Genomic DNA, 13,334 nt, shown 5'->3' on the forward strand with positions numbered 1-13,334 from the left:
AGAGTCAAAGGTATTTTGCATATTTATGTGCATTGTATTGCATAACTATTTCATTTGCGTGCTGATGAAATGTGGTTTCATTTAAATTAATTCGCTGTTCTGTTATGATGTGCATATCGACTTTCATCGAGTATATACCTTAAATAATTCGAGTATATTAAGTTGAAAATTTTTTGCGAAAATGCATGGTATAAAAAGCGGAAATCCTATCGAGTGCTGTTTTGGCGGGAGATAACACCGCTGGCGATCCCGCTGTTTATTGAAGGTCTGTGCGTACTGCTGATGGGGGTGTTTAGCACTCTGTTGGTCAGTTGGTTGGGCAAAGAAGCTATGGCTGCAGTTGGGTTAGCCGACAGCTTTAATATGCTAATCGCCGCTTTTTTTGCCTCCGTGGCGCTCGGTACGTCAGTGGTGGTGTCATTCAGTTTGGGGCAACGTAAGCGGAAACAGGCACAAACCGCAGCACGCGAATCTATCTCTCTGTTGGTCTTAATCTCACTATTATTGGTGCTGCTGGTACATTTTGCCGGGGACGCCATTATCAATCTTATGGCCAGCCAGGCTGATCCTGAAGTCAAAATGATGGCGCTGACTTACCTGCATTTGACGGTGTGGAATTATCCGGCCATGGCGATAACCTTGGTGGGATGCGGGGCATTGCGTGGTGCCGGTAATACGCGGTTGCCGATGTTTATCAATATCGCCATGAATATTCTTAATATTGCTATCAGTAGCGTGCTGATTTATGGCGTGGGGCGCTGGCCGGGACTGGGGTTTATCGGGGCAGGTATCGGCATCACATTTTCCCGTTATTTAGGGGCTTTGGTGGTGGTGTTAGTGCTGATTTTCGGTGCTAATAATACTCTGCGTATCCCCTTTAAAGCTTATTTTATGCCCTTTACCTCGGCCATTATGTTTGAGGTTTTAAGTATTGGTATTCCTGCCAGTGTTGAGTCGGTGATGTTTAACGTCGGCAAACTTATTACGCAGCGTTTTGTCGCCGGAATGGGCACCGAAGTGATCGCGGGTAACTTTATCGCGTTTTCCATCGTCGGGCTGATTAACTTACCGGGTAATGCGCTGGGTTACACATCGACGATTATTATCGGAACTCGCTTGGGTAAAGGGCAGATTTTGCAGCCCATCCGCCAACTCAAACATATTTTTTGGTTATCGACCCTTGGGGTGTGTTTTATCGCTTTGCTGTCGATCCCCAGTGCTGGATTTCTGGCGTCGCTATATACCCATGAACCGGGGGTTATCGCGGTCGTTAAGCACCTAATTTGGATTAATGCACTCTTTATGCCGATTTGGGCGGCGGCCTGGGTGCTGCCCTCTGGGCTGAAAGGCGCGAAAGATGCCAGCTACACCATGTGGGTGGCGCTCGCGGGAATGTGGGGGTGCCGTATTATTGCCGGTTATATTCTGGGGGTGACATTAGGGTTTGGTGTCACCGGCGTTTGGATGGGGATGTTCCTCGATTGGATAGTGCGCGGCGTATTATTCTATCGCCGCATGTCCACTGGCCGCTGGTTATGGCGCTATCGGCCAGCGGCGTGAATACAGCAACTGGAGAACTAATAGACCAGTTGCGCCAGCAATTTTGCTGCCAAATATAAGCCGACACCAAAACTGGTATGCGCAATCAAGCTTCGCAGCCGGGCAATCGTGGGTTGTGGTGTTTTTGCAGCGGCGATACCTGCCCCCATACCCGGTTGCAGAATGAAAAATGGCGCAGCCACACTGATAATGCCGAACAACAGCGCGGTAGTCAGCGTCGGCTGGGGGCCACTGATGGCTAACAGCAGGGCGGCAAAAATAATCCCGATGGCATAGTGGGCGCTCCAGCCGATCGCTCGTTCTGCGGGTATCGGGGAGGATTGGCTAATATTCTGATGAATAAAACGTCCCTGCGGGAAATGCCCAATCCAACGGCCGACCATGGCATAATTGAGTGATGGCACGCCAAAACAGCGTTTTTGTATCAGCGCCCATAAATCCATGACCATCGTCGCCCCAACACCGATAAAAACCGCGTTTCTGATAAATTCCCATTCGATGTTCATAAACATGTTCCTTGCGGCAAGCTCCACTGGAGCCTTACGTTATTTTAAGTTAATATTACATTCAATTGATTAATTGAATGATAGGATGGAAATTGATTATGTCAACGGAAATACTGCCATCCACATTGCAGATTTTTGCCGAAATGGCGGATTTGGGGCGAGTGCTCAGTAATACGCACCGGTTGATTCTGCTCGACCACATCGCGCAGGGAGAGCGCTCGGTGGAGAATCTGGCTGAACTGGCGGGGTTATCTATTGCCAATACATCGCAACATTTGCAGCATTTAAAGCGCGCCGGTTTTGTACTCGGACGGCGGGACGGAAAGCATGTGTTTTACCGTTTGGGCAATGGGCCGATATTGCCCGTGCTGGATGCTTTACAACATTATGCGGCGCACAATCATTCGGAAATTCGTGAGCTGGTTGCTGATGCTTTCCGCCGTCGTGAACATCTGGAAGCTATTACGCAAGATGAATTGCTGGGTCGGATGCAGGAGGGCAGTATTATTTTGCTGGATGTACGTCCTGAAGATGAATATCGCCAAGGGCATTTACCGGGTGCTATCCACATCCCCGTAGAGGAACTCGAAAACCGCCTGGTTGAACTCTCACCAAATCAAGAAGTTGTGGCTTACTGCCGAGGTGCTTATTGCATGTTGTCAGAGAAAGCGGTTGCTCTGCTGCGAGCAGAAGGCCGACAGGCACGGCGCTGGGTCGATGGCTTCCCTGAATGGCAAGCCGCAGGACATGAAATTGAAACCGGCTTACCCAAAAAGTAATCCATGGCACCCGCCACTCATTTATCTTTTCATGACTCACGGATACCACTCAGCATAGCCCGAAGCTGAGGGTATCAGCTTCGGAAACCCTCTTTGATTCTCCGCTTTTTCTTTTTACCCGAAATATCAAGCCGCAATAATTTGAACCTCATCACGAAAACAACAAAACAAAATAAAACAACAAAATGCCAATTTGTAGTTTTAAGTATCTTGTTATCTCAATTTTAAAGAATATTAGTTTAATTTAATGACCATATATTTTGATTAGTAGAATTAATTGTTATTCAAGCAATGGAGCTAATCAGTGATCTTGTGTTGTTTAATGTTGCTTTGGGCTGTTTTTTCTGTGATTGTGAATTGCAGTTAAAAACATAATAACACTTTCTAACATTTCTTATCTTTTGAGGCCCGACATGAAAAATGTAGCAATACTCGGAAGCAGCGGGGGAAATCTGTTCAATCTCGGTGGTGCATACCCGGAAAGACTTCTACAAGAAATTTATACTCAACTTCACTCTGCGGGGTTAGGTGTCAGTGCGGTGCAATTTATTGCAGCGGAAGAATCGATGGATGTGGCAAAGCCGACCACCGCCGCCGCAGTGTATTCAATCACCGCAGAGGAAAGCGATAAACCCCGGATTAGCTTCCAGGGAAAACTGTCAGAGGTGAATGATGCGGTAAAATCTTCGGATGCGGCTATCGCGGCACAAATCCGAGCCGGTGATATTGACGGCATCATTATCATGAGCGCCGATCCTGATCGTAGTAATAAAGAAGCTATTCTGGCGGCGATAGAAAAGAAAATCCCGATTGTGGGGACGGGCGGCACCTCAATGGCGATTATCACGTCCAAAGGTGCCAATGTGATTGCCACTTCTGGCACCACGGGCACCAATAGCCGTACCCGGGCTATCTCTTTTACTGCCTCCTTGTGCAAACACTGGCAGATAAAATATACCCCAATATTGGGCAGCGCCGATGCCAATATGCCGGGTAGCGACAAGAGCCTGTTAAAAAGAATCAATATTCGTAGCATCATGATCCCGGCTTTACCCGGTTTTATCGCCATGGCTATCGTGTTGGCACTCAGCCATATCCCAGGGCTGCAATCACTGAATGCTATCTTTGAATTATTGCTCAAAGGGTTACCGGTGATTGTCGCGGTTATTGCGGCCAAACAAGTTTCCGAGCTAGATGAAGTGTCGATTGTGGCCGGTGTTGTGGCCGGTGTGCTGTCAGTTGAAGGCGGCTTAATTGGCGGTATTCTGGGCGGTATCGGCGCGGGTATTATGGTGCGCTATCTGTTCGGGCTGTGTCTGAAATGGCAATTCCCCATGACCACTATCAATATCGTGGCGGGCGGTTTGTCTGGTCTATTCTCTGGCTTAGTCATGTATTACCTGCTCAGTCCATTGGCTTTAGCCGCCGGTGACTATATTAAATTGGCCATTGAAGCCACTCTGGCTTTCAGCCCAATTTTAGCCGGATTACTGGCCGGTTTGGTTATTTGGCCCGCTATTCTGGGTGGGGTTTATCACGCCGTTATATTGCCACTGGTATTGCTGGAAATGGAAAAGTCCGGTGTCAGTTTCCTTGGTGCTGTCGATATGGTCGGGCTGGTGATGGTGGCAGCCGGTATTAACCTGGCAAACGTTATTGCCCCTCGAGAAAAAAGCGAAGCCGCCGTTGCCGCACCAGGATTATTAATTAACTTGGGCTTCGGGACGTTCGTCGAATCAGCTTATCCGTTTATGTTCTCTAATAAAGTCGTCTTTGCTGGCGCGATATTCTCAGCCGGTGTCGGCGGAATGTTATTGGGATTATTAAATATTAAAGGTGTGGCTTATGTCCCTGCTTTCGCCTCACCCTTCTTATCAAATAACGCTTTTCATATGGCGATAGTCATGACGGTAACGCTGGTATTGACCTGTGTTATCACCCTATTAGCCAACAAATTTGTAGCAATTAAAAAGGCAATACCCGAATCACCAACACCAGGGATTTCGGCTAAGAGTTAACAATTAAAAAAGCAGTTTTATATAAATCAAGTAGAGGTCAATATGTTCAACGCTGATATGAGTAAAAAACGTTCCGTCGCTATGGATAAAGTACGCAATGCCATTGCGTTACATGGCGGTCAAACTATTCTGAGTACCGGAATAACCGGGGATGATGCTCGCTTAGCGAAAGCAGTATGCGATTCAGGCGTTAAATTATTAGAACCGAATCACCCAGCATTAGCATTGGCGCGTGGCCATAATGGCGTGACAAATATGCATGCCGCCGAGCGAATTCGCCATGAAATCACTATCGGGCAAATGGCGGAAGCGGTGCAGGGGGTGCGTAATGTGGTGGCTGACGATATTTTTATTACTGTCGGGATTGCCGGGGGCTTTACTGAAACTGTCCCCACGCCGGTGACTGAACAGGATATTTTATTAATAGCTCAATCAGGCGCTGATGGTTTACATACCCATAAATCCAGTTTTGAAGATTTAAAAGAGTTAGTCGATTTAGCCCATAAATATGGCCTGACAGTGGATGCTTATATTGGTCACCCGAGTGATTTGCACACCTTCGGTATTGCGGCTGAAACCCCGGCGGATGTCGCCGAAGTGGCGAAAAAGATGGAAGAGTTAGGTGTTGATATGATTGGTTTAATGACCGGCATGAGCTATGAAGGTGTTGGCGCTGGCGATATTCCTGATGTTATCAAACAGCGCTTGTTAGCATTGGTCGGTGCAGTTTCCGTCCCGACGTTAGCTGAGGGCGGTATTAACTTGGAAAATGCCAAAGCATTTAAAGATACCGGCGTTAATATTCTGGTGGTGGGCACCGCCATTGATAATGTGGTCTGTAATGCGGCCAAAGATGTGGTAACGCAGTTTATTACTCACTGATTGTAGGATATTAACCAGGCGGGAGAATGTATTAGCAATAATGTATTCTCCCTTTTTTATTGGAGTTAAAATATGTATAGATTATTGGCCCTTGATCTTGATGGCACTTTACTCAATCAGGAAAACCAAATATCAGCTCAGAATATCAGCGCGATAAAGCATGTTATTCATCACCATGGTACGGTGGTTTTATGTTCAGCTCGGCCGGTTAAGGCTATTGCCGCAGTTATCCGTAATACTGAATTAGAATATCTGATTCGCTACTTTATTTCGTTTAATGGCGCATGGATATATGATGCTGTTGAGAAAAGAGATATTCGCTTTACCCCATTGAACGACGGGGAGGTAAAAAATGCGATAACTATGCTGGCAGAGAACAAATTCCCACATCATTTTTTCACCCGAGATAATATACTATCCAGCTCGTCGACTGTCAGTGATTACACGCGCTATGAATCTCAACTCTTTGCTATGGAACTGATATCTATTGAACCAAAGGTTATTACTCAACGAGATGATATCGTTAAAGTCTCTATTGTCGGCTCGGCTGATTTTATTAATAGTGTTGCCGATAAAATAGATGCAGAATTTCACCGCCAATACTCACTCAGTAAGACCAGTCAACATTATTACGAAATAATGAGACAGGGAATTACAAAGGGAGAAGCCTTGCATTACTTATCTCAGTACTTAAATATTGGTTCTGAATTTGTCGTCAGTATTGGCGATCAAGAGAATGATATCAGTATGTTTCAGTTTTCTGCTGTCGGCGTGGCAATGGGCAATGCCAGTGATTTTGTCAAATCTCGCGCGGATAGAGTCAGTCAGGATAATAACCAACACGGGGTTGCTTTTGCCATTAATCAACTCTGGCCACTGTGATGGAATCGCCTTTTTTTTCATGAAATTATTGCGTAGAATGGCACAAAATGCATCGCACAGCTTCGGGCCTTTATTCTTATGAATCAGATCAAACGTAAACAGTTTATTTTGGAAAAGCTGGATAGCCTTGGTGAGGTTTCTGTTATTGGTCTTTCCGAAGAGTTGGGTGTGACATCTGAAACGATCCGCAGAGATCTTTCCTATTTGGAAAAGAGTGGCGAAGTTACTAAAGTCCACGGCGGTGCGATAAAGGTTCAGAATATACAAGAGGGCAGTTTTGCTCAAAGAATGGAGTTAAATCGCCAGGAAAAAATGTTAATTGGCCAATATGCCGCCTCATTGGTGACGGAAAACGACAGCTTATTTATTGACTCTTGTACCACCACACTTATTTTTGCTTCATTCTTACCGCTAGTAAAATTGACTGTTTTTACCAATTCATCCTTAATTGCCGATCAAATAAAAAGTAAAAATAATATGGCTATCGTGCATGTCTTGGGCGGTGAATATAACCATACTTATAAAGCGAATTTAGGTATTCAGACAATTGAACAAATGAATGACATTCATACTGATTTCACCTTTGTTGGGGTGGGCGGAATAGACAGTGACTTTGGTGTGATGGTGAAAAATTTGGATGAAGGGCGTATAGCTAAGAAAATGTTGGCTATGGGCCGACAGAAAGTCATTTTATGTGATACCAGTAAGTTTGGTCAAAGTGGGTTAATGAAAATAAGTGATATCAACGACATTGATATTATTGTCACCGACAAAAAGAAAAATATGCATAAGCAAGCAATTGAAACACTTTATTCAGATAAAATTATCTACGCCAATTAATTTTAAAAAAACACCCGCCGGATAGCGGGTGTTTCAGATTGCTGAAAAAATCAAATGAAGGGAAACGTGCCGTTGGGGTCGTAGTGGCGTAAGCCACCGGAGTGCCCCTAGGTGTGGTCAACCCTTCACTCACTGAGCCACAAATATCTTTGTTATTAACTACCCGCCGGATAGCGGGTATTGCTATAGATATCATCTCAACATTTTGCCGAATGCATGGCGCTACGAATGCCCGGTTTGAACCCGTGTCGCTGTGCTTGCCAGACAACCATTAACCCTAAGAACAATAACCCCAGCACTGCCCATGGGAAACTGGCCGCACCGGCGCTTTGTAACAGCAGGCCACCGACTATCCCGCCGCCCGCAATAGCCAGATTCCACGCCACCACAATCATTGACTGCGCTACATCGGCATCTTGCCCTGCGGCATCCGCCGACGCGGTTTGCAATAAGGTGGGTGCGCCGCCAAAACTCAACCCCCACAACACCATGCTGGCGTAAATAGCGGCGGGCGATCCTCCTTCAATTGCCAATATCAATGCCGCCAGAACAAAGGTGCCAATACTGAGTAATACCGCGCCACGTAACCAGCGATCCACTACCAGCCCGGTCAGCCAAATCCCCGCCAGCGCACTGATCCCAAAGACTAACAGCACTTTATCGACCTGATTGCCTAACCCCGCTGGGGCGATAAAAGGCGCAATATAGGTATAAAGAATATTGTGCGCCAGCATCCACAGGACAATAACCGACAACACAGGGCGCACGCCGGGGATGATGAATACTTTGCGCACTGGCTGCTGCTGTTTGATTGATTGCCTAGGATAATCAGGGACTTTCGCGATAACCCAGATAATCAACAGCACAGTTAATCCCGACATAATAGCAAATGCACTGCGCCAGTTGAGCACGCTGCCCAGCCATGCTCCCAGCGGCACCCCTAGCGCCAGCGCTACAGGTGTGCCGGTCATGGCAATCGCCATTGCACGCCCTTGCTGATGGGGTTGCACCATGCGCCGTGCGTAACCGGCAATCAGCCCCCAGGCCAGCCCCGCAGCGGCACCGGCCATAAAACGGGCCAGTAAAGTTAAACTGAACCACGGCGAAATAGTGGTCAGCGTATTGAATAAGAAAAACCCAATAATAGCGCTGAGTAAGGCTTTACGTCGCCCCCAACTGCGGGTCAGCGCAATCAATGGGATTGCGGCCATTAACGAACCCAGCGCATAGAGTGTGACCCATTGGCCTGCCAATGCTGGTGAGACCCCTAATTCCTGGCTAATTTGCGGCAATAACCCGGCGGGTAATGTCTCGGTCATGATGGCAATAAAGCCGGTCATCGCCAGTGCCAGCAAAGCCGCGAGAGGAAAGGGCGCCGGGTTCATTGCTGTTCCCCGACGCCATAGACAGCATCACGCAGGTCATTAACAAACTGCCCAGACATTCCCTCGTAGAGAGTATTGGTCAATGCTACAACGCTTATCCCTTGAATTTTATCAACAAACCATGAATGACCATAGGCACCGCCCCAGCTCCATGTGCCGACGGACTCGGGCGAATCAGCCGCATCCGGGTCACGCAGCACTGAAAAACCTAAGCCAAAGCCCAAACCGGGGGAATCTGGTAAGGTCATTCCGCGCGTTTGATCCTGGCCCATCTCATCAACCAAAGCTGCCGGGAGCAAGGGCGAACCGCCCTGACGCAGGGTTTCCAACAAGCGCAGCAGGTCACTGGCACTGCCCACCATCCCCGCACCGCCAGAAGGGAAAGCATGGCGATTGAGCGCGCGGGCAGGGGAGAATTCAATCCCCACGGTATCCGGAAACGGCGCGACAATCTCCCCTTCCTGCAAAGGGTGTGGCGCAGGAATATCATTGACATAAGGTGTCGATAACCGACTGATATCATGGGTAAAAAATTCAGTATCATCCATTTGTAGCGGCCCGGTGACTAATGCCCGGACGGCTTTATCTAACGGCTGACCATAAACTTGCTCAATCACTGCACCTAAAACATCAATTGCCAATGAATAAGCCCACGAGGTTCCCGGCGCATAATACAGCGGCACCTCCGCCAATCGACGTAAATTCTCACTTAATGTAATGGCTGATTGGTCCATGCCATCGGAGATACCCGCGCGAGCATAAGGCCCATTTTCATCCGCTTCAACAAAGCGATAGCCCAGACCGGCGGTATGGCTGAGTAATTGGCGCACCGTAATTTGGGGTAATTCCCCGTCAGCCAGACGTGGTTGAAAGTCAGGTAACCAGTGGCGAATATCACCATCAAGGTCGAGTTTACCTTGTGCGACTAACACCATGGCGGCAGTGGAAACAATAGGTTTGCTGATGGAAGCCAATCGAAACAGGGTGTTGGCAGCCATGGGATGCTCGGTTTCGCGATCCGCCCAACCTGCTGCTCGGCAGAAATGGGTTTCGCCATTAAGCGCAACCATGACCACAGCACCGACTAAACGCTGCTCGGAGAGTGCCTGATCAATCACGGCATTAATTCTGCTTGCCAGAGGCTCTGGCTGTCGGGGCGCTAACGAATTGGCGGACATAGTAATTCCTTAATCTGAATGAATGACGACTTAACCCTAGAGCAAGCGATACAGTAAATAATTACGCAATCAGGAAAAAGTGGGGTAGATTTCCAGTATTAGAGGACAAAAATGTCCGCAATAGGAAATGTGATGGATAATTTGAGCAGCTTGACCGTGTTTGTACAAGTGGCCGAGACCCGCAGCTTTGTGGTGGCGGGGCGTGTTTTGGGGGTTTCTGCTTCCGCGGTCGGCAAAAGTATCGCCCGGCTTGAGGCGCGGCTGGGAGTGAGGCTGTTTCATCGCAGCACCCGCAGTATTGCACTGACTTCTGAGGGAGCGATTTTTCTTGAGCGCAGTCGGCGAATTTTGGCCGAGGTCGAGGCCGCAGAGCTGGAAATGCTACAACTGGCCGATAAGCCACGCGGCAAATTGCGGGTCAGTTTTCCCTTGGCGAGCACCTTGCTATTGCCGGTATTGGCTGATTTTATGTTGGCTTATCCCGACATTGTACTGGATCTGGATTTCAGTGATCGGATTGTTGATGTAGTCGAAGAGGGGTTTGATGCCGTGGTTCGCACCGGTGAACTGACCGATTCTCGGCTATCTGCCCGTAAGTTGGGGCAGTCCAACGTGTTGCTGGTGGCTTCACCCGCCTATCTGGAACAGTATGGGGAGCCGCTGCATCCGAGTGAGTTGGCTAACCATATCTGTCTGCACTACCGCTATCCCAACAGTGGCAAATTGGAAACCTGGCCGTTGCCCTATGAGCCGGATTTGCAAATCCCCATTTCGATGGTGTGCAATAACATTGAAACCAGAATGTGTTTTGCTTTACGCGGGCTGGGGATCGCATGCTTACCGGATTTTTCGATGGGAAACGCACTGGTGGAAGGTAAGCTGCGCACCTTATTGGACGGTTATATGAAGCGCACCGTCAGCTTGCATGTGGTGTGGCCTTCTGGGCGTTATATCACACCTAAGTTACGGGTATTTATCGATTTTATCAGTGAAAGGGTGTTTGCAGACCCGTAGCGGATACCCTCAATATTTTTCCCTGTTTCTTAAGTCGAATAATTAAGCATTTTTCGCCAATTGCCGATATAAGGTTACAAGTTCCTCCATTTTAGAAAAAGGTATTGGGGAAAGTATGGATAATTTTCAAAAAGAGATAGAAGAGAGAACGAATCTCACCTCCTCTAACAGATTTGAGTTGTTGCTGTTTCGTTTGGGGGAATCTCAGGAGGAACAGCAGTCTGAACTGTACGGTATTAACGTATTCAAATTACGTGAAATAGTCCCGATGCCAAGTTTAACCAAAGCGGCGGGCATGGCTTCACCCATGATGGGCATGGCGAATATTCGTGGGGAAATCATTCCTGTGATTGACCTCCCAGCTATTGTTGGCTGTGTCCCCAAAACCGGGTTGAACATTTTACTGGTGACAGAGTATGCCCGCAGTACCCAAGCATTTGCGGTGGAATCTGTTGATGATATTGTTCGCTTGGAATGGAGCCAAGTGCTGGCGGCTGACGCGGGGGTCAAAAGCCGCAATATCACCAGTATCGCGCGTCTCGATAATGATAAAGCCAGTAACCGGTTGGCGCTGGTATTGGATGTTGAACAGATTTTATATGACATCCTTCCGGCCAATCGCAATGTTCAAATTGATAGTGAGAAAACCAAAGCATTCGATTTGAAACCGGGGGCGGTGGCCATTGTGGCTGAAGATTCCAAAGTTGCCCGCTCGATGCTGGAACAAGCCCTGAAAATGATGGATATTCCGGCCGCAATGCATATTACCGGCCTGGAAGCGTGGAATAAAATCAAGAAGATAGCAGAAGAAGCTCGGGCCGAGGGCCGCCCGATTTCGGATAAAATCTCATTTGTGTTAACCGATTTAGAAATGCCGGAGATGGATGGTTTTACCCTGACTTTGAATATCAAACGGGATGAGTTCCTGAAAAATATCCCGGTCATTATCCATTCTTCATTATCAGGTAGCGCGAATGAAGATCATGTCCGCAAAGTGGGGGCCGATGCCTATGTAGCGAAATTCGAAGCTAATGAATTGGAAGCCGCTATTCACAAGGCGTTGGATGCCAAGAAAAACCTAAATCGGTAACTTGAGTATTATCCTCTACGGCCCGTTTCTGTGTGTTGCATCACCAGAAATGGGCTTGCTGATCGCCAAACTGACTGGCACGATATGATGATAGTGGTGATAGAAAGCGCAGTCAGTGGCCGGCGAGGAGTAAAACATGAAAATGATCAAATGCGCTATACGGGATGTGATCGCAGGCCAAAACGTCACTGTGGTGGAGCCAGTCAACCTCTATGAGTGCTCGCTCCAGGATGATGTATTCATTGGCCCGTTTGTTGAGGTTCAGAAAGGGTGCATTATCGGACGGGGCAGCCGGATACAATCCCATACCTTTCTCTGCGAGAATGTCACCACCGGTGAAAATTGCTTTATTGGTCATAATGTGACTTTTGCCAATGATCTTTTTAAACAGGGTTCACCTGACCCAGATTCCAACCATTGGCTGAGAATCTGTTTGGGTGATAATGTGGTTATTGGCAGTGGCGCGACAATATTGACTGATTCAATTTGTAGCGGTGCGGTCATTGGTGCCGGGAGTGTGGTTGCCAAGCCTATAATATTAAAAGGAGTTTATGCCGGTAACCCCGCCCGCCTGATAAGAACGCTCTGATAATCCGGCCACACGGAATATTACTTTTCTTCCCCCAATAAGGCTGTTTTGGCCGCATCAAGAAATTCATCCGATATTTTATCCCCAGCAGTCGCCCGTGCCAGTGTTAATGCCCCTGACAACATCGCCAACTGCGCCAGGGCGTGCTGCCTACGCTGTTCTGGGTCTGCTATATCAGAAACCGACTCTAATCTTGCCAGCATGGATTTCACGCCACTGAGATACACTTCGCATACTGGATTTTCATCATTCTCACGCGCCACATCGCTGGCGAGTGCAGTAATGGCACAGCCATTTTCTGCGTGATCTCGGTGAGTCGGTGAGAGATAAAATTCTACTAAGGTGCGTAGATTATTCTGGTCTGGCTGGTCGCCCATTTCTTGCCAGCGAGTGCTGGAATCGTCGAGCGCTTTGCGGCTGGCAATCGCCGCCAGTTCATCTTTAGACGCAAAATGCCCGTAGAATCCGCCATGAGTCAAACCGACCGCCGCCATTAAATCATTGACACTGACGCCATTCAAACCCCGAGCACGGAAGAGTTGCGAAGACGTCTCTACAATGGCTTCGCGATTGAGCGCCATCTGCTGTTTTGATACTCGGGCCATACATTT

The 13,334-nt window shown here is 47.9% G+C and carries 13 protein-coding genes; 9 read left to right on the forward strand and 4 right to left on the reverse strand.

Annotated elements, in window-relative coordinates; translation table 11 throughout:
* The first annotated feature begins 162 nt into the window (after nt 1-162).
* Nucleotides 163-1,560, forward strand: a complete 1,398-nt coding sequence (locus DX162_RS13755; protein WP_004388849.1) for an EmmdR/YeeO family multidrug/toxin efflux MATE transporter — start codon at nt 163-165, stop codon at nt 1,558-1,560.
* 17 nt (nt 1,561-1,577) lie between these two features.
* On the opposite strand, the gene DX162_RS13760 is transcribed toward DX162_RS13755, so the two are convergent.
* Complete coding sequence (locus DX162_RS13760; protein WP_004388850.1) at nt 1,578-2,072, reverse strand: DUF2938 domain-containing protein; 495 nt, start codon at nt 2,070-2,072, stop codon at nt 1,578-1,580.
* Nucleotides 2,073-2,164: 92 nt separating this feature from the next.
* Between DX162_RS13760 and DX162_RS13765 the strand changes: the two genes are divergently transcribed.
* The 5 genes from DX162_RS13765 to DX162_RS13785 all read left to right on the forward strand — a co-directional run bounded on the left by DX162_RS13765 (nt 2,165) and on the right by DX162_RS13785 (nt 7,467).
* Nucleotides 2,165-2,845 (forward strand): ArsR/SmtB family transcription factor, encoded by a 681-nt coding sequence (locus DX162_RS13765; RefSeq protein ID WP_004388851.1) that lies wholly within the window; start codon nt 2,165-2,167, stop codon nt 2,843-2,845.
* A 413-nt stretch (nt 2,846-3,258) separates the two neighbouring features.
* On the forward strand, nt 3,259-4,863 hold the full coding sequence (locus tag DX162_RS13770) for a hypothetical protein (protein ID WP_004388852.1): 1,605 nt from the start codon (nt 3,259-3,261) through the stop codon (nt 4,861-4,863).
* 42 nt (nt 4,864-4,905) lie between these two features.
* On the forward strand, nt 4,906-5,745 hold the full coding sequence (locus DX162_RS13775) for a beta/alpha barrel domain-containing protein (protein WP_004388853.1): 840 nt from the start codon (nt 4,906-4,908) through the stop codon (nt 5,743-5,745).
* Between the two features lie 72 nt (nt 5,746-5,817).
* Nucleotides 5,818-6,627, forward strand: a complete 810-nt coding sequence (locus DX162_RS13780) for a Cof-type HAD-IIB family hydrolase (RefSeq protein WP_004388854.1) — start codon at nt 5,818-5,820, stop codon at nt 6,625-6,627.
* Nucleotides 6,628-6,705: 78 nt separating this feature from the next.
* Nucleotides 6,706-7,467, forward strand: coding sequence for a DeoR/GlpR family DNA-binding transcription regulator (locus tag DX162_RS13785; protein ID WP_004388855.1), 762 nt, complete (start codon nt 6,706-6,708; stop codon nt 7,465-7,467).
* Between the two features lie 197 nt (nt 7,468-7,664).
* Here the strand turns inward: DX162_RS13785 and DX162_RS13795 are convergent, their stop codons facing one another.
* Together DX162_RS13795 and DX162_RS13800 are read right to left on the reverse strand one after the other, a co-directional pair.
* A complete protein-coding gene (locus DX162_RS13795) occupies nt 7,665-8,852 on the reverse strand; it encodes an MFS transporter (protein WP_032819053.1) in 1,188 nt (395 codons plus the stop codon).
* On the reverse strand, nt 8,849-10,030 hold the full coding sequence (locus DX162_RS13800; protein ID WP_004388857.1) for a serine hydrolase domain-containing protein: 1,182 nt from the start codon (nt 10,028-10,030) through the stop codon (nt 8,849-8,851). Before DX162_RS13800 ends, DX162_RS13795 begins: the two co-directional genes overlap by 4 nt.
* A gap of 132 nt (nt 10,031-10,162) precedes the next feature.
* Here DX162_RS13800 and DX162_RS13805 point away from each other — a divergent pair, with 132 nt between their 5' ends.
* From DX162_RS13805 to DX162_RS13815, 3 genes are all read left to right on the forward strand, one after another.
* Entirely contained in the window at nt 10,163-11,044 is an 882-nt protein-coding gene (locus tag DX162_RS13805; RefSeq protein WP_032819054.1) for a LysR family transcriptional regulator, read from the forward strand.
* 115 nt (nt 11,045-11,159) lie between these two features.
* The gene (locus DX162_RS13810) at nt 11,160-12,134 is read left to right on the forward strand and encodes a chemotaxis protein (protein ID WP_004388859.1); all 975 of its coding nucleotides are present in this window, start codon (nt 11,160-11,162) and stop codon (nt 12,132-12,134) included.
* 136 nt (nt 12,135-12,270) lie between these two features.
* Complete coding sequence (locus DX162_RS13815; protein WP_004388860.1) at nt 12,271-12,723, forward strand: acyltransferase; 453 nt, start codon at nt 12,271-12,273, stop codon at nt 12,721-12,723.
* A 20-nt stretch (nt 12,724-12,743) separates the two neighbouring features.
* Here the strand turns inward: DX162_RS13815 and DX162_RS13820 are convergent, their stop codons facing one another.
* Entirely contained in the window at nt 12,744-13,328 is a 585-nt protein-coding gene (locus DX162_RS13820; protein ID WP_004388861.1) for a TetR/AcrR family transcriptional regulator, read from the reverse strand.
* Between the last annotated feature and the right edge of the window lie 6 nt (nt 13,329-13,334).

The sequence above is a fragment of the Yersinia kristensenii genome (assembly GCF_900460525.1).
Lineage (GTDB): Bacteria > Pseudomonadota > Gammaproteobacteria > Enterobacterales > Enterobacteriaceae > Yersinia > Yersinia kristensenii.

What these genes read in the sequence shown, in the direction of transcription:
- DX162_RS13765 (WP_004388851.1), top strand. Translation starts at nt 2,165, where the DNA reads ATGTCAACGGAAATACTGCCATCCACATTGCAGATTTTTGCCGAAATG.
- DX162_RS13785 (WP_004388855.1), top strand. Translation starts at nt 6,706, where the DNA reads ATGAATCAGATCAAACGTAAACAGTTTATTTTGGAAAAGCTGGATAGC.
- DX162_RS13820 (WP_004388861.1), bottom strand. Translation starts at nt 13,328, where the DNA reads ATGGCCCGAGTATCAAAACAGCAGATGGCGCTCAATCGCGAAGCCATT.
- DX162_RS13770 (WP_004388852.1), top strand. Translation starts at nt 3,259, where the DNA reads ATGAAAAATGTAGCAATACTCGGAAGCAGCGGGGGAAATCTGTTCAAT.
- DX162_RS13795 (WP_032819053.1), bottom strand. Translation starts at nt 8,852, where the DNA reads ATGAACCCGGCGCCCTTTCCTCTCGCGGCTTTGCTGGCACTGGCGATG.
- DX162_RS13780 (WP_004388854.1), top strand. Translation starts at nt 5,818, where the DNA reads ATGTATAGATTATTGGCCCTTGATCTTGATGGCACTTTACTCAATCAG.
- DX162_RS13800 (WP_004388857.1), bottom strand. Translation starts at nt 10,030, where the DNA reads ATGTCCGCCAATTCGTTAGCGCCCCGACAGCCAGAGCCTCTGGCAAGC.
- DX162_RS13805 (WP_032819054.1), top strand. Translation starts at nt 10,163, where the DNA reads ATGGATAATTTGAGCAGCTTGACCGTGTTTGTACAAGTGGCCGAGACC.
- DX162_RS13760 (WP_004388850.1), bottom strand. Translation starts at nt 2,072, where the DNA reads ATGTTTATGAACATCGAATGGGAATTTATCAGAAACGCGGTTTTTATC.
- DX162_RS13775 (WP_004388853.1), top strand. Translation starts at nt 4,906, where the DNA reads ATGTTCAACGCTGATATGAGTAAAAAACGTTCCGTCGCTATGGATAAA.
- DX162_RS13815 (WP_004388860.1), top strand. Translation starts at nt 12,271, where the DNA reads ATGAAAATGATCAAATGCGCTATACGGGATGTGATCGCAGGCCAAAAC.
- DX162_RS13810 (WP_004388859.1), top strand. Translation starts at nt 11,160, where the DNA reads ATGGATAATTTTCAAAAAGAGATAGAAGAGAGAACGAATCTCACCTCC.